The organism is Duganella sp. LjRoot269 (assembly GCF_964254095.1).
In the GTDB taxonomy this organism is placed as follows: domain Bacteria; phylum Pseudomonadota; class Gammaproteobacteria; order Burkholderiales; family Burkholderiaceae_D; genus Rugamonas; species Rugamonas hordei.
This window is the reverse complement of sequence record NZ_CAXUSL020000001.1, coordinates 933,237-948,813: the sequence shown is the minus strand read 5'-3', so window position 1 is coordinate 948,813 and position 15,577 is coordinate 933,237. Positions and strand designations below refer to the sequence as shown.

Annotated in this window: 13 protein-coding genes and 1 tRNA gene; 3 read left to right on the top strand and 11 right to left on the bottom strand. The window is 64.0% G+C overall.

Annotated features, from left to right (window positions below):
* Positions 1–42: 42 nt before the first annotated feature.
* The 7 genes from pth to ACSQ3S_RS04095 all read right to left on the bottom strand — a co-directional run bounded on the left by pth (position 43) and on the right by ACSQ3S_RS04095 (position 6,064).
* The gene (pth, locus tag ACSQ3S_RS04125; protein WP_436141639.1) at positions 43–624 is read right to left on the bottom strand and encodes an aminoacyl-tRNA hydrolase; all 582 of its coding nucleotides are present in this window, start codon (positions 622–624) and stop codon (positions 43–45) included.
* Between the two features lie 79 nt (positions 625–703).
* The gene (locus ACSQ3S_RS04120; RefSeq protein ID WP_176655292.1) at positions 704–1,339 is read right to left on the bottom strand and encodes a 50S ribosomal protein L25/general stress protein Ctc; all 636 of its coding nucleotides are present in this window, start codon (positions 1,337–1,339) and stop codon (positions 704–706) included.
* Between the two features lie 164 nt (positions 1,340–1,503).
* Positions 1,504–2,454, bottom strand: a complete 951-nt coding sequence (locus tag ACSQ3S_RS04115) for a ribose-phosphate pyrophosphokinase (protein WP_176655291.1) — start codon at positions 2,452–2,454, stop codon at positions 1,504–1,506.
* A 162-nt stretch (positions 2,455–2,616) separates the two neighbouring features.
* Positions 2,617–2,693: transfer RNA gene (locus ACSQ3S_RS04110), tRNA-Gln, on the bottom strand.
* An 84-nt stretch (positions 2,694–2,777) separates the two neighbouring features.
* Positions 2,778–3,656: a 4-(cytidine 5'-diphospho)-2-C-methyl-D-erythritol kinase gene (ispE, locus tag ACSQ3S_RS04105; protein WP_353405278.1), complete on the bottom strand. Its 879-nt coding sequence runs from the start codon at positions 3,654–3,656 to the stop codon at positions 2,778–2,780.
* Positions 3,657–3,665: 9 nt separating this feature from the next.
* Positions 3,666–4,268 carry a lipoprotein insertase outer membrane protein LolB gene (gene lolB, locus ACSQ3S_RS04100; RefSeq protein ID WP_436141638.1) on the bottom strand — a complete coding sequence of 201 codons (603 nt, stop codon included), beginning with the start codon at positions 4,266–4,268 and terminating at the stop codon, positions 3,666–3,668.
* Complete coding sequence (locus ACSQ3S_RS04095; RefSeq protein ID WP_413448885.1) at positions 4,265–6,064, bottom strand: tetratricopeptide repeat protein; 1,800 nt, start codon at positions 6,062–6,064, stop codon at positions 4,265–4,267. Before ACSQ3S_RS04095 ends, lolB begins: the two co-directional genes overlap by 4 nt.
* A gap of 146 nt (positions 6,065–6,210) precedes the next feature.
* Between ACSQ3S_RS04095 and mutM the strand changes: the two genes are divergently transcribed.
* Genes mutM through mutY form a run of 3 tightly spaced genes read left to right on the top strand, consistent with a single transcriptional unit; the run spans position 6,211 to position 10,127 of the window.
* On the top strand, positions 6,211–7,044 hold the full coding sequence (gene mutM / locus ACSQ3S_RS04090; protein ID WP_436141637.1) for a bifunctional DNA-formamidopyrimidine glycosylase/DNA-(apurinic or apyrimidinic site) lyase: 834 nt from the start codon (positions 6,211–6,213) through the stop codon (positions 7,042–7,044).
* An 11-nt stretch (positions 7,045–7,055) separates the two neighbouring features.
* Entirely contained in the window at positions 7,056–8,984 is a 1,929-nt protein-coding gene (locus ACSQ3S_RS04085) for a dynamin family protein (protein ID WP_436144990.1), read from the top strand.
* A gap of 12 nt (positions 8,985–8,996) precedes the next feature.
* Positions 8,997–10,127 carry an A/G-specific adenine glycosylase gene (gene mutY / locus ACSQ3S_RS04080; RefSeq protein ID WP_436141636.1) on the top strand — a complete coding sequence of 377 codons (1,131 nt, stop codon included), beginning with the start codon at positions 8,997–8,999 and terminating at the stop codon, positions 10,125–10,127.
* On the opposite strand, the gene ACSQ3S_RS04075 is transcribed toward mutY, so the two are convergent.
* Genes ACSQ3S_RS04075 through ACSQ3S_RS04060 form a run of 4 tightly spaced genes read right to left on the bottom strand, consistent with a single transcriptional unit; the run spans position 10,124 to position 15,546 of the window.
* Positions 10,124–10,513 carry a hypothetical protein gene (locus tag ACSQ3S_RS04075; protein ID WP_436141635.1) on the bottom strand — a complete coding sequence of 130 codons (390 nt, stop codon included), beginning with the start codon at positions 10,511–10,513 and terminating at the stop codon, positions 10,124–10,126. The genes mutY and ACSQ3S_RS04075 overlap by 4 nt on opposite strands.
* Positions 10,514–10,567: 54 nt before the next feature.
* Positions 10,568–11,704 (bottom strand): deoxyguanosinetriphosphate triphosphohydrolase, encoded by a 1,137-nt coding sequence (locus ACSQ3S_RS04070; protein WP_413448888.1) that lies wholly within the window; start codon positions 11,702–11,704, stop codon positions 10,568–10,570.
* Positions 11,705–11,718: 14 nt separating this feature from the next.
* Complete coding sequence (gene aroKB / locus ACSQ3S_RS04065; RefSeq protein WP_436141634.1) at positions 11,719–13,362, bottom strand: bifunctional shikimate kinase/3-dehydroquinate synthase AroKB; 1,644 nt, start codon at positions 13,360–13,362, stop codon at positions 11,719–11,721.
* A 12-nt stretch (positions 13,363–13,374) separates the two neighbouring features.
* Complete coding sequence (locus ACSQ3S_RS04060; protein WP_176655283.1) at positions 13,375–15,546, bottom strand: Ig-like domain-containing protein; 2,172 nt, start codon at positions 15,544–15,546, stop codon at positions 13,375–13,377.
* Positions 15,547–15,577 lie beyond the last annotated feature (31 nt).

Below are 15,577 nucleotides of genomic sequence, written 5' to 3'. Positions count from 1 at the left end.
CTTGGGCTGGAGTGGGGATGGCTCCAGCATACCACCGGCGCTTCAGGCCGTATGCAACTCCATCGTGGCGGCGTCGAACTTGCCTTCGACGATCTGCGGCATCACCAGCAGCGACTTGGCTATCGCCTGCTCGATCAGCTCCTGGTCTTCGCGGCGCGGACGGTGCAGCACGAAGTCCGCCACCTGCTGCTGCAGGCTGAGCGTGCGCGGGTGGCCGATGCCGAGCCGCAGCCGCCAGTAATCCTGCGTGCCGAGCGCGGCGGTGATGTCCTTCAGGCCGTTGTGGCCGCCGGACGAGCCGCCCTTCTTCAGGCGCACGGTGCCGGGCATCAGGTCCAGCTCGTCGTGCACGACCAGCACCTCGTCCGGCGCGATCTTGAAGAAGCGGCACAGCCCGCCGACCGACTGGCCGGAGCGGTTCATATACGTCTGCGGTTCCAGCAGATACACTTCCTGGCCGGCGACGGAGGCCCGGGCCATCAGCGCGTTGTACTTGGTCTCGCGCTGCAGGCGCGCGCCGACGTCGTTGGCGAGATTGTCCACCAGCCAGAAGCCGGCGTTGTGGCGGGTTTGTTCGTATTCGGGGCCGGGGTTGCCGAGGCCGACGATGAGACGTATGGGCATGGTGTGCTTATGGTAAAAAAGCCCGCCAGGCATGGCCGGCGGGCTTCTTGCATCAACCGCCCGAGGGCGGTGTCAGTGATTACTTCTTGGCTTTGGCGGCTGGCTTGGCTTCAGCTGCAGGAGCAGCTTCGGTTGCAGCAGCTTCAGCAGCCACGTGACCAGCTGGTACCGAAGCGGTAGCGATGGTCAGGTTGGCGCCGTGGGTGATTGCGGTCACGCCGGCTGGCAGGGTCAGTTCACCGATGTGCAGCGAGTGGCCGACGTCGATGTTCGACAGGTCAACGGTGATGAACTCTGGCAGATCTTTCGGCAGGCACGAAACTTCGATTTCGTTGGCTACGTGGCTGATGGTGGCGCCGTGCAGCTTGACTGCCGGGGACACATCGGCGTTAGCGAAGTGCAGAGCCACTTTCATGTGCACTTTTTTCGAAGCGTCAACGCGCTGGAAGTCAGCGTGCAGAACCAGTTGCTTGTATGCGTGGACTTGGAAGTCGCGCAGCAGCACTTGCTGGGTCTTGCCGTCGATTTCCAGATCCAGGATCGACGAGTGGAAGGCTTCTTTTTTCAGCGCGTGGTACAGCGCGTTGTGATCCAGCGAGATGGTCACTGGCGCTTCGGTACCGCCGTAGATGATGCCTGGGGTTTGGCCCGAATTGCGCAGGCGGCGGCTCGCTCCGGAACCTTGCAATTCGCGTTTGAATGCAACAACTTTCATGTGATACTCCAAAAATAACAGGGCTCGCGCCCCGTGTTATGAGGCCCCCGCGACCAGGGTGCCTCGAAAATGAGCTGACTGCGCTCATGAAACCGGGAAGTACAACGGCGCGACAAGCGTTTTTGCTTGTCGCGCCGCCTCAAAAACTGGCTAAACCGTTTATCTCAGTCGATAAACAGGGAGATCACCGAGTCGCCCTTGATGATGCGTTTGAACGTCTCGGCCAGCAGCGGCGCGCAGGTCAGCTGGCGGATCTTGCCGCAAGCCTTGGCCGCGTCGGACAACGGAATGGTGTCGGTCACGACCAGCTCGTCCAGCGACGAATTGGTGATGCGCTCGATCGCCGGGCCGGACAGCACAGGGTGCGTGCAATACGCGATCACTTTCTGTGCGCCGCGCTCTTTCAGCACTTCGGCCGCCTTGACCAGCGTGCCTGCGGTGTCGACCATGTCGTCCATGATCACGCAGTTGCGGCCTTCGACTTCACCGATGATGTTCATCACTTCGGACACGTTGGCCTTCGGACGACGCTTGTCGATGATGGCCAGGTCGCAGCCCAAGCGTTTTGCCAGGGCGCGCGCGCGGACCACGCCGCCGACGTCCGGCGACACCACCAGCAGGTCCTGGTAGTTCTTCTTCTGCAGGTCGCCCAGCAGAATTGGCGAAGCGTAAATATTGTCAACCGGGATATCGAAGAAGCCCTGGATCTGGTCCGCGTGCAGATCCATGATCAGGACGCGCTCGACGCCGGCTTTTTCCAGCATATTGGCCACCACCTTGGCCGAGATCGCGACGCGCGCCGAACGCGGACGGCGGTCTTGGCGGGCATAGCCAAAGTAAGGAATCGCAGCGGTGATACGGCCAGCGGACGCGCGCTTCAGCGCATCGACCATCAGGATCAGTTCCATCAGGCTGTCGTTGGTTGGTGCGCAAGTCGATTGCAGGACGAAGACGTCTTTGCCGCGGACGTTTTCGTTAATTTCGACCATCACTTCGCCGTCCGAGAATTTCGAGACGTTTGCCTTGCCGAGAGGGATGCCGAGATTTTTTGCGACTCCTTCTGCCAACGCAGGATTAGCGTTGCCGGTAAAAACCATCAGGTTTTCGTAAGCCATGGGAGTCCCAGAGATAGTCTTAGAAATTTTTGAAGGATCGCCAGCGAAAGCCGCGTGGCGCTGTACTAGTAGTATCTTAGTAGAATGACTCGCTCTGGGCGGAGCCATCTTTGCTTTACCTGGCCGGAGACTTGCGCCTCGACGGATCCAGATACAAACGAATGGCAGGGGAACAAGGATTCGAACCTTGGTATGCTGGAATCAAAATCCAGTGCCTTAACCAGCTTGGCGATTCCCCTACGCAACTGACTGCTTGTCGTTACTGGCCGGTATTTTACAGCCATTTTCACGCTAAGCCAAATTTTTTTGTGCCTTTTTATGCCCTACAGCGCCGCGATGATCGGGTGGCGTTCCAGCGCTTTGGCCTTCCACGCTTTCCACTTTGCCGGCACTTTTTCAAGCACCGCATCCGCTTCAGCCTCGGTTGCCACCGCACTAAACACGCAAGCACCGGAGCCAGTCATCCTGGCATCACCGTAAGCCCCCAGCCATTCTATCGCCTCTGCCACCGGCGGGAACAACCTGGTTGCTACCTGCTGCAAGTCATTCTTTCCAAACCCTGTCAATCCGTTTCGATTTTCGAGGTGGCTGGAAAAGTCCGTTATTATGACGGGGGGAGTATCCCTTGTCAAATATTCCGAGCAAAAAATTGCCGCGGTCGGCACCGCCACGCCCGGTTCGATGACGACATACCAACAATCCGGCGCCTGAACCGGCCGCATGGCCTCCCCCACCCCTTCGGCAAAGGCGGTTTCGCCAAAGATGAAGAACGGGATGTCGGCGCCCAGCGGCAGGCCCAGCGCCATCAGTTCCTGCCGGTCCAGGCCGGCGTTCCACAGCTTGTTCAAGGCCATCAGCGTGGTGGCCGCGTCGGACGAACCGCCGCCCAGGCCGCCGCCCATGGGCAGGATCTTGTCGATGGCGATGTCCACGCCGCGCGGCAAGGCGCCCTGGCGGCGCAGCACCTCGGCCTGCAGCAGCCTGGCGGCGCGGATGATCAGGTCGCTCTCTTCCGGCACGCCCGGCAGGTCGGTCACGCGGCGCAGGGCCGTGTCGTCGCGCAGCGTGAAATGCAGCGTGTCGCCGTGGTCGATCAGCTGGAATACGGTCTGCAGCAGGTGGTAGCCGTCGGCGCGGCGGCCGTTCACGTGCAGGAACAGGTTGAGCTTGGCCGGAGCCGGGCAGTTTTTCAGTTCAGTCATGCCGGCATTTTACTGTGCGACCGGATCGATGACGATGCGGATCGCCATCTCATCGACCTGCTGGCCCAGCGCGATGCGCGTGACGTCGATGCGCTTCGGCTGCGGGATGGCCGCTGCGTCATCTTGCCATGACACGTAGTCGAGCTTCCAGCCGTCGCGCGTGACGACGCTGTCGTTGGCCGGCGTGGCGACGAAGCGCTTGCCGTCCACGGCGGTGGCGTAGCCTTGCAGCCAGTCACGCAGGCCCGATACGGGCAAGGTCCAGCCCAGCGTCTGCGTGGTCAGGCTGTCGAGGTCGGGCGCGGTGCGCGCTTCCTTGCCGCTTTGCTTCAAGGTGGCCGACGACGGCGTGACGTTGATGACGGCCACTGTCTGGCCGGTCGGCGAGATCAGGCTGACGTCGGTATTGGCCTTGCTTTGCTGCCAAGTGAACTTGCCGCTCAGCGATTCACGCTTGCCGTCCCGGCTGTAGTTGATGGCGATGCGGCCCGCCAGGTCGATGCTGTCGCGGTACGGCGCGACTGCGGCGCTGGAGCGCGGCGCGGAGGTGGTGGCGCAGCCGGCCAGTGCGCCCAACGCGGCGGCGAATATCAGAGAGGATGGTCGTATCATAGGCTTTGGTTGAGGCGCGCCAGCGTGCTTTTCAGCGCGTCGTTTTTCGGGTCCTTGCTCTGGGCTTCCTGCCACATCTGCTGCGCGCCGTTCTTGTCGCCTTTGACGAACAGCACCTCACCCAGGTGCACGGCGATTTCCGGATCGCTGCGCAGGGCGTAGGCGCGGCGCAGCAAGGCTTCCGCCTCGCTCAGGTTGCCCATGCGGTACTGCACCCAGCCCATGCTGTCCATGATGAAGGGATCGCCCGGCGCCATCTTCATCGCCTTGTCGATCAAGGCATAGGCTTCCGGCAGGCGCTCGTTGCGCTCGGCCAGCGAGTAGCCCAGCGCGTTGTAGGCGTGCTGATTGTCGGGCGCGGCGATCATCACCTGGCGCAGCGCTTTTTCCATCAGTTCCAGCTGGCCCAGTTTCTCGGCGATCAGCGCGAAGTCGTACAGCAGGTCGGGATTGTCCGGATAGCGCTTGACGGCGTTTTCCAGCACGGTATAGGCGGCACGGTTGTCGCCGGCGTCGCGCAGGATCTGGGCGTCGGCCTGGAACACCTGCGCCTGGTCGGCCGGCTCGGACGGCTTCAGCTCGGCCAGCTGCTTGCGGGCCTCGTCGACATTGCCCTTGCGCGCGGTCAGCGACGCCATCTTCATGCGCGCGGCCAGGAAGATCTTTTCATCGCTGCCGTCGACGCGCTCCAGCCAGTTGTAGGCCGCGTCCAGGTCGCCGCGCTGCTCGGCGATCTGCGACAGTATCATCAGCACCTTGGACGGATCGCGCTCATCGCCGGGATGGTCGGCCAGCACGTTGACGAATTGCGTGAAGTATTTCTCGGCCGACGGCACATCGTTGGTCTGCATCGCCATCACGCCCAGCGCGTACAAGGTGGCCAGGTTGTCCGGCTGGTCTTTCAGCAGGGTCAGGAATTCCTTGCGGGCCGGATCGTACTGCTTGGCGTCGACCAGGATGCGGGCGTAGGCCGCGCGCACCTCGCGCGAGTTCGGATATTTTTCCAGGAAGGCGGACAGCGTCTTCATCGCGCTGTCGATGTCGCCGGATACCTGCGCCGTGGTCAGGATCGCCAGTTCCGAATCGGGCTTGATGGCCAGCGCCTTTTCCGCCTCGGTGCGGGCGCGCTCGTTGTCGCCCAGCGCAAACGCGCCCTGCGCCAGGATCAGATGGCTTTCCAGCGTGTCGCCGTAGGGCGCCAGCACGCGCTGTTCGAGCGCGAACGCGGCCGGCTTGTCCTTGGCGCGCAGCAGGAACTGCTGCATCTGGAACATCGCCAGCGGACGGCCAGCCACCGGCGCGGCCTTCAGGCGGTCGGTAAAAATCTGCTCCGCTTCGCTGAGGTCGTCGTTGACGACGGCGAAGCCGAGGAAGTATTGGGTGGCCTCGTCCGAATCCGGCGCCAGGCTGCGCCACAGGCGGATCGCCGCCAGCGCTTCCCCGCCCTGCTTGGCGGCCAGCGCCATTTCGGCGGCGCGGCGCGCCAGGCGCGGGTCGCGGGTCTGCTGCGCCAGCGCCATCATGGTGATGTAGGAACCCTGCCATTTGCCCTGCTTGAATTCCAGTTCGGCCTTGGTGATGCGGAACAGCAGATCGCCGGTCAATTCGGTGTTGGGCAGCGCTTCCTCGGCAGGCGCCGGGGCGGCGGCAACGCCATCCTCGGCCGGCGCGGCGCTGTCCGGCGCGGCCGCAGGGGCCTGGCCGGGTGTCGCGGCGGACTCGGCCTGTTTTTGCGGCGCCACGGCGCACGCCGACAGCAAGGCAGAGAGGGTTACAATGGCGAAAGCGTTTTTCAAGGGAAGATCCTGGCAAGTCGGCAAAAGGTACAGCGTCAGTCGGATTTTACGCCCATCACATCGATTGCGTCTTTTGACTAGTGTAACCAAATATTCCGCCTCAGCCAGACTGTGCCATCTCATAATTTCGACTGCCTGCCTCTCAGATGCCAGAATTACCAGAAGTTGAAGTGACGCGCCGCGGCGTAGCGCCCCATATCGAAGGCCGTACCGTGGAGACGGTGGTGATGCGCCGCGACGGCCTGCGCTGGCCGTTTCCGCCGCAGCTGCGGCAGCTGCTGGCCGGACGGCAGGTGCTGCGGACCGGGCGGCGCGGCAAATACTTGCTGATACATTTCGAGCACGGCACGCTGATCGTCCACCTCGGCATGTCGGGCCACCTGCGGGTGATGGACAGCGGCATCGAGCCGGAAAAACATGATCATTTTGATCTCGTCGTGCAGGCTCCCCAAGGATTGCAGGTGCTGCGCATGAAGGATCCGCGCCGCTTCGGCGCCGTGCTGTGGCACGACGACGCCGACGGCTTGCTGGAGCATCACGTGCTGCTGCGCGGGCTGGGCGTGGAACCTCTGGAACCGGGCTTTTCCGGCAAATTGCTGTACGATCAGACGCGCCAGCGCAGCGCGGCCGTCAAGCTGGTGCTGCTGGCCGGCGATATCGTTGTCGGCGTAGGCAATATTTATGCTTCGGAAAGCCTGTTCCGCGCCGGCATCAATCCGAAGACGCCGGCCAGGCGCATCAGCCTGGCGCGCTATGAAAAGCTGGCGCAGGCGGTGCGCGAGATCCTGGCCGAGGCCATTGTCCAGGGCGGCAGCACCTTGCGCGATTTTATTAGCGTCAACGGGCAATCCGGGTATTTCCAGCAGACTTATTTCGTCTATGATCGTGCTGGCGTGCCCTGCAAGGTGTGCGCGGCGCCGATACGGCAGATCAAGCAGGGGCAGCGGTCCACGTTCTACTGTGTGAATTGCCAAAAATAAGGGCAGACATGATGGTCAGGGATTTCGAGCAATACAGCGCGTGGCGGCAGGGTGTCGTCACCGCGTTAAAAAATTATCAATCCTGGGTGGCCGAGGCGTCCCTGACCGACGCCGCCACCGACCAGCGCATCGTGCGCACGCTGGCGCGGCTGGCCGACGACAAGTTGTCGGTGGCGTTTGTCGCCGAATTCTCGCGCGGCAAATCCGAGCTGATCAACGCCATCTTCTTTGCCGACTACGGCCAGCGCATCCTGCCGTCCGCCGCCGGCCGCACCACCATGTGCCCGACCGAGCTGATGTACGATCCCAGCATGGCGCCGTCGATACGTTTGCTGCCCATCGAGACCCGCGCCGACCACCTGTCCACCAGCGACTACCGCGACCAGCCGGCCGCGTGGACCGTGCTGCCGCTGAACCTGGACGCCGCCGACGAGATGCACGAAGTGTTCAAGCAGGTCAGCATGACGCGCCACGTGCCGGTCGAGGAAGCCAAGCGCTACGGCCTGTACGACGAGGACGATCCCGACATGCCGGTCACCTTGGACGACCAGGGCATGGTGGAGATTTCGCTGTGGCGCCATGCGCTGATCAACTTCCCGCACCCGCTGCTGAAGCAGGGGCTGGTGATCCTCGACACGCCGGGCCTGAACGCCATCGGCACCGAGCCCGAGCTAACGCTGAACCTGATTCCGAACGCGCACGCGGTGCTGTTCATCCTGGCCGCCGACACCGGCGTGACCAAGAGCGACATCGAAGTCTGGCGCAACCACATCGGCGCCGGCGCCGGCCGCCTGGTGGTGCTGAACAAGATCGACAGCATGTGGGACGAGCTGCGCAGCGAAGCCGAGGTCAACGTCGAGATCGAGCGCCAGCAGGCCAACGTCGCCCACGTGCTGGCGCTGGAGCCGCGCCAGGTGTTTCCCGTGTCGGCGCAAAAGGCGCTGGTGGCCAAGATCACGCAGGACCGCGCGCTGCTCGAGCGCAGCCGCTTGCAGACGCTGGAAAGCGCGCTGTTCAACGAGCTGATCCCGGCCAAGAAGGAAATCGTCCGCAAGCAGCTGAGCGAGGAGCTGCAGGCGCTCAGCGCGGCGCAACTGGGCCTGGTCAACGCGCGCGTGCGCGGCATCGTCGAGCAATTGCATGAGCTGAAGAGCTTGCGCGGCAAGAACCAGAGCGTGATCGCGCACATGATGCGCCGCATCGACGTCGAGAAAAAGGAATTCGACGCCAGCCTGTTCAAGCTGCAGGCCACGCGCGCCGTGTTCACCCGCCTGTCCACCGAGCTGTACACCAGCATGGGCATGGACATCGTGCGCGACGACATCGACCAGGTGCGCGAGGAAATGCAGCGCAGCCGCTTCTTCACCGGCGTGCGCGAGGCGGTGCGCAACTACTTCGAGCGCATCCGCGCCAACCTCGACGCGGCCGAGAGCAAGACCGTGGAGATCGCCGAGATGATGGGCGTGATGTACCGCCGCTTCTCCAACGAGCACGGGCTGACGCTGGCGCTGCCGATGCCGTTTTCGCTGGAACGCTACCGCGAGGAGATCGTCGCCATCGAGGCGATCTACTACAAGCAGTTCGGCACGGCGACCTTGCTGACCACCAGCCGGGTGGTGCTGATGGAGAAGTTTTTCGACACCATCGCCTCGCGCGTGCGCGGCTGCTTCAAGTCGGCCAACAACGACGCCGAGGCGTGGTTGAAGGTGATCATGGCGCCGCTGGAGGCGCAGATCCGCCAGCACAAGGACCAGTTGAAGCACCGGCTGGCGTCGATCCAGCGCATCCACGATGCGACCGACAGCCTGGAGCAGAAAATCGACGCGTTTGAAAGCAGCCAGCAGGAGCTGGACGCGCAGAAGGCGCGGCTCAATGAACTGGCGGGCAATATCAGCATCGCCATCAATGCGGAATTCGTGGCGCTGGACGCCGCGGCTTAATCTAGGAAAAGAATGAAGGTTGTAGCAGTGGAGAATTTTGCGGATCCCAGCTTTTCGGCGGATCTGATCGGCTGGCAAAAAGTGCATGGACGCCATGTGCTGCCCTGGCAAAACACGCGCGACGCGTATCTGATCTGGCTGTCGGAAATCATGCTGCAGCAGACGCAGGTGTCGGCGGTGCTGGGCTATTACGCGCGCTTCCTGGAGCGCTTCCCCACCTTGCGCGACCTGGCGGCGGCGCCGGTCGAGGATGTGATGGCGCAGTGGAGCGGCCTGGGCTACTACACGCGGGCGCGCAACCTGCACAAGTGCGCGCAGCGCGTGGTGGCCGAATACGGCGGCGTGTTCCCGTCCGATCCGGCCTTGCTGGCGGAGTTGCCCGGCATAGGCCGCTCGACGGCGGCGGCGATCTCGGCGTTTTCCAGCGGCACGCGGGCGGCCATCATGGACGGCAACGTCAAGCGCGTGTTTGCCCGTGTGTTCGGCATCGACAGCTATCCCGGCGAGCGCAAGACCGAGGAAATGATGTGGCGCCGCGCCGAGGCGCTGTTGCCGGAGCAAGGCATCGAATCGTACACGCAGGGTTTGATGGACATGGGCGCCACCCTGTGCACGCGCAGCAGCCCGTCGTGCGAACGCTGCCCGATGCAACCGCGCTGCGTGGCCTACGCCAGCAACCGCACCAAGGACCTGCCGGTGCGCAAGCCGAAGAAAAGCAGCCCGGAAAAACATGCGGTGATGCTGGCGATTATCGACGGCGGCCAGGTGCTGCTGGAACAGCGTCCGCCAAGCGGCATCTGGGGCGGCTTGCTGTCGCTGCCGGAACTGGACGGCCACCTGCTGGCCGAGGACGACGGCGTGCCGGCGGCCGATGACGATGCGCTGATGTCAGCGGTGGGCAAGTTCGGCGAGATGGAATCGCATGAGCGGCTGTCAACGGTGACGCATGTGTTCACGCACTACAAGCTGCACATGGCGCCGTATCGCGTCACCTTGGCGCGCCGGCTGGCGATGACCGCCGAATCCGGCCACGTCTGGTACGAGGCCGCGCGCATCGCCGACGCCCCGCTGCCGGCGCCGATCAAGAAGCTGCTATTGGAATTGCTCGGCGACAGCAAGGCCGCGCAGCAGAGAATGTTTTAAGACCAGACCTTGACGACGGCGACCACCACGCCGGACACAGTGATGATGGTGGCCAGGGACCAGCGCATCATGCGGTTTTCCAGCTCGGACACTTGCAACCTGAGCGCAGCGATTTCACTGCTCAGCTTGCCGTCCAGCGCAGCGATGTCAACGCTCAGCTTGCCGTCCATCGCAGCGATCTTTCCGCTGAGCTTGTTGTCCAAGGTGGCCAGATCTTCCTTCGTCACGTAGTTGGATTGGATAACGGCCACCCGCGCATCCAGCTTGGCCAGATCTTCCTTGGTGGCGTATTGCGAGCGTGCAACCGATGCCTCGGCCGCGAGCGATGCCACCTCGACCTCAACCGAGGTCAGGCGACGATCCAGTTGTGTGATTTGCTCGTCCATCCCTCATCATGATCCGATGAGGGCGCATGCTCAATAGAACACGATTGAGCCGGCTCAAAGTTCGTCGAGCGAGAACAGGCGGCGGTGTTCGCGGATGGCGTAGCGGTCGGTCATGCCGGCGATGTAGTCGGCGATCTTGCGCGCCTGCTTGCCGACGTCGCCCGATTTGTCCTGATAGTCCGGCGGCAGCAGCACCGGCTCGGCCATGAAGGCGCCGTACAGCTCGCGCACGATGCGGCTGGCTTTCACGCGCATGCGGTTGACCTTGTAATGGCGGTACAGGTTCTCGCGCAGGAAGCGCTTGAGCTCGGTCGCATCCTTGCGCATGGCATCGGAGAAGCGTATCAGCGGCGGCGCCGCGCGCACCTCGTCTATGCTCTTCGGCGCGGCGTCGGCCAGCAAGGCGCTGGAGGTGACGATCAGGTCGTCCGCCAGCGCGGTGATCAGGCGGCGCAGCGTTTCGTAGATCGCGCGGCGGCCGGACAGGCCCGGGAACGTCTGCTGCACGTCGTGCCACAGCCGGGCAAAGAATTCCACCTGCTCCAGCTGCTCGATGGTGATCAGGCCGGAGCGCAGGCCGTCGTCGATGTCGTGGCTGTTGTAGGCGATCTCGTCGGCCAGATTGGTCAGCTGCGCCTCCAGCGACGGCTGCGTGCGGTCGATGAAGCGCTGGGCGACCGGCCCCAGCAGGCGCGCATTGTTCAGCGAGCAGTGCTTGAGGATGCCCTCGCGGGTTTCGAACATCAGGTTCAGGCCGTCGTACGCGCCGTAATGCTCTTCCAGCTCGTCCACCACCCGCAGGCTTTGCAGGTTGTGCTCGAAGCCGCCATGGTCCTTCATGCATTCGTTCAGCACGTCCTGGCCCACGTGGCCGAACGGCGTATGGCCCAGGTCGTGCGCCAGCGAAATGGCTTCCACCAGGTCCTCGTTCAGCCGCAGGTTGCGCGCCAGCGAACGGCCGACCTGCGCCACCTCCAGGCTGTGCGTCAGCCGGGTGCGGAACAGGTCGCCTTCGTGGTTGAGGAACACCTGGGTCTTGTATTCCAGCCGGCGGAAGGCCGACGAATGGATGATGCGGTCGCGGTCGCGCTGGAACTGGCTGCGCGAGGCGTGCGCCGTTTCAGGAAAGCGGCGCCCCGCTCCGCCCGCCGAATGGGCCGCGTAAGGGGCGAGGAATTCGTCGGGCAGCATGGCGGAGGATCCGATCAAACGCAGGCTGCCAGCGTGGCCAGCAGCAGTTCCCGCGACGCGTTGGTGATGCTAGGCGCGCCCAGCGGCTTGAGCAGGATGAACTTGATGGCGCCGCCCTCGTTCTTCTTGTCGACTTCCATCAGCTCCAGCCAGCGCTCGGCGCCCAGGTCCGGCGCCTTGACCGGCAGGCCGGCCGCCGCCACCAGCGCGCGCATGCGCGCCACGGTGGCTGCGTCGACCAGGCCCATGCGATGGGACAGGTCGGCCGCCATCACCATGCCGCAGCCGACGGCTTCGCCGTGCAGCCAGGCGCCGTAGCCGAGGCCGTTCTCGATCGCGTGGCCGAAGGTGTGGCCGAAGTTCAGGATGGCGCGCAGGCCGCCTTCGCGCTCGTCCTGGCGCACCACGTCGGCCTTGATCTCGCAGGAACGGGCGATGGCGTAGGCCAGCGCGCCCTTGTCGCGCGCCATCAGCCTGGCCATGTTGGCTTCGATCCAGTCGAAGAAGGCGGCGTCGATGATGGCGCCGTGCTTGATCACCTCGGCCAGGCCGGCCGACAGTTCGCGCGCCGGCAGGGTTTCCAGGGTCGACGTATCGGCGATCACCGCGCGCGGCTGGTAGAACGCGCCTATCATGTTCTTGCCCAGCGGGTGGTTGATGCCGGTCTTGCCGCCCACCGAGGAATCGACCTGCGACAGCAGGGTGGTCGGCACCTGGATGAAATCGATGCCGCGCATATAGCTGGCGGCGGCGTAGCCGGTCACGTCGCCGATGACGCCGCCGCCCAGCGCGATCAGCGTGGTCTTGCGGTCGGCCTTGTTGGCCAGCAGCGTGTCGAAGATCTGCATCAGGCTGGACCAGTTCTTGAACTCTTCGCCGTCCGGCAGCACGATGGACATCACGTCCTTGCCGGCGCCGCGCAGGCCCGCCTCGACGCGCGCCAGGTACAGCGGCGCGATGGTGGTGTTGGTGATGATGGCGACCTTGCCGCCGTTGACGTGACGCGCCAGCAGCGCGCCGTCGTTGAGCAGCGCGGGGCCGATGGAGATGGGATAGCTGCGCTCGCCCAGCTCGACATTTAACAGGATGGTGGATTCTTCGTTCATCGATGGTTCGGCTTGTGTGACGCAGTTGGGCGAGGCCTCGCAGGCCCTCGTTTCCAGCTGGGTCAAAATGGTTTGGACCATCGATTGTACGTTAGGTCGGCCGGTATCGATTACTACATCGGCAATTTCCATGTACAAAGGATCACGCACGGCCATCAATTCTTCGAGTTTTTTGCGCGGATCGGCCGTTTGCAGCAGCGGCCGGTTCTTGTCGTGCGCGGTGCGCTGCAGGATGCTGTGGACCGTGGCGCGCAGGTAGATCACGGTGCCGCGCGACTTGAGGAAGGCGCGGCTGTCGGCGTTGAGGACGGCGCCGCCGCCGGTGGCCAGCACCAGGTCCTGCTGGCCGGTCAGCTCGCGGATGACGTCCGCCTCGCGCCGGCGGAAACTCTGTTCCCCTTCAATTTCGAAGATCCACGGGATCGAGGCGCCGGTGCGGGCCTCGATCTCGTGGTCTGAATCGATGAAACGCAATCCCAGCTTGCGGGCCAGGATGCGGCCGATGGTGGTTTTTCCTGCCCCCATCAGGCCGACTAGAAACACATTAGGCATGAAAAATCCGGGTTAATTCGGGTTGCTACATGAGGTTGAGGTCCCATAGGGGCTGGTGACGCCTGGCGGCGATACGGCCTGGATCGCATAATCGCCCGACAAACCCGGCAAGTGTACCAGACCGACGTAACCCGGCTCGGTGCCGCTGGCCTGGCCGCGCACGGTCAGGTTGACATCGAGCCAATAGGCGCGGTCTTTCGGATACACCAGCGAGACCACTGCCCGGCCCTGGGCATCGGTAGTGACGTTGGTGCTGACCGAGACCGGAATGCCCGGATCGAGCACGCCGTTGCCGTTGGCATCTTCGCCGCTGTCGAGGATGCCGTCGTGGTTGCCGTCCTCGTTGGCGCATTGGGCGCTGCGCACCGGTGCCCACGGCCCCAGCGGCAGGGTGTACTGCATGATGCCCTTGTAGTACGAGGTCGGCAGCACCGAAGCGGTCAGTTTGACGCTGGGCACGGCGTTACCGGCCGCGTCGGTCACCACCACCGCGTAGTCGAGCTGGTACAGCGCGCTGGATGGCATGGACACCGTATTGCCGGTGCCTGCGCTGATGAACAGCGATTTCTGTGCCACTGTCAGGCTGGCCACTGCGCTGGCGCCGGAGCCCTCCCGGATCTGAGCCTGGATCTTGACGCCGTCCTTTGCCGACGGATTCGTGCCGGCGATGAAGCTGACCGTGGCGGCGCCATCGGCGCCGGTGAGCACCAGGGCGGGCTGGGTCAGCACGCCACCGCTCGGATCGGACACGATCGAGAACGCCACCTGCGCGTTCTTGACCACGTTGTTCTGCGCGGTGCCGTCGCGCACGACGGCACGCACGGTGGCCTGCTGGGTGGTGCTGCCGGACGTGTTGACGCCGATAACGGCCGGATCGGCCTGCACGTTGATGGTGGCGATGTTGGTCAGCGGGGCGACGAATTCCAGGTCCGTCTGCGTGGTCAGGTTGCTGGCGTTGGCCGTAATGGTGGCCACGCCCGGACCGCTGGCGTTGACATAGGCGGTGGCGGCGCCACCCACCAGCGGCAGCGTGCCGACCAGCGGCGAGGTACACACCGAATTGGCGTAGACCACGCCGCGCGAGCTGCTGATGGTGACGTTGCCGCTCGGGCCGCCAGTCACGGCCACCTGCTGGCAGCCGCCGATGTAGGCCGAATTGATGACATTGCCGCCGGCATCAAGCACCTTGACGGCGAAGGTCGACGAGTTGATCGCGATGCCGGCTGTGGTGGTTTCACCGGCTGCCTTGACGGTGATCACGTCGGCCGTGCCGCCGCTGGCGGCATAGGTCAGCACCAGCTGGCCGGCCGAATTGGTGATAGCCGAGCCGCCGCCCTTGACGGTCAGCGAGTTGGCGTTGGAGCCGTATATCACCGGCTTGCCGATCAGTGCATTGCCGGCCGAATCGACCAGCTTGACGGTGACGTCGGCGCTGGCGCCCACGTTGATGGTCGGCTGGGCGTTGATGGTCAGCTTGTTGCCGGCAACGTTGACGATGGTGGTCACCGGCGTGGCGCCGGGAACGGTGGCGGTGATCTTGATCGCGCGCGAGGTCGGGTCGCCGCCGGTGCTCAGCTTCTCGGTGACGATGCCCTGGGCGTTGGAGATGCGGCTGGTCAGCGACAGGCTGCCCGAGTCGGCCTTCAGGTCGACCGTCACGCCCTGCATCACGGTGTTGTTGGAATCGCGCACCAGCGCCACCACGTTGACGTCATTGCCGACGGCCGAGGCCAGCGTGCCCGAATCAGTGGTCAGCGACAGCGTCGGCACGGCGTTGATCACGTCGATCTTGATGTCGGTCGATTTGACGCTGCCGACACTGGCGCTGAGGGTGATGGTGCGCAGCGAGGTGTCGCCCTTGACGCTGAGTTTTTCAACCACCTTGCCGGAACTGTCGGTCACACGGTTGGTGCTGCTGACGGTGCCCGAGCTGGCGTTGAAGCTCACGGTCTCGTTGGCCAGCGCGTTGCCGCCGCTGTCCTTGACGATGGCCGTCAGCGTCACCTCGGTCCCGTCCAGACCCGACGAGGCGATGGTGGCGGCGCTGGACGTCAGCACCACGGTGGCGACCTTGGAAGGCGTCACCCCGTTGCTGTTGGTGCCAGGCGATCCGCCGCCGCCGCCGCAAGCGGCCAGCAGGCTGGAACAGGCCAGCGCGGCCAGCCATCCGGTAATTTTTTTCATGGTGCTTCTTTCCATAGTGGTCATAGAGTTA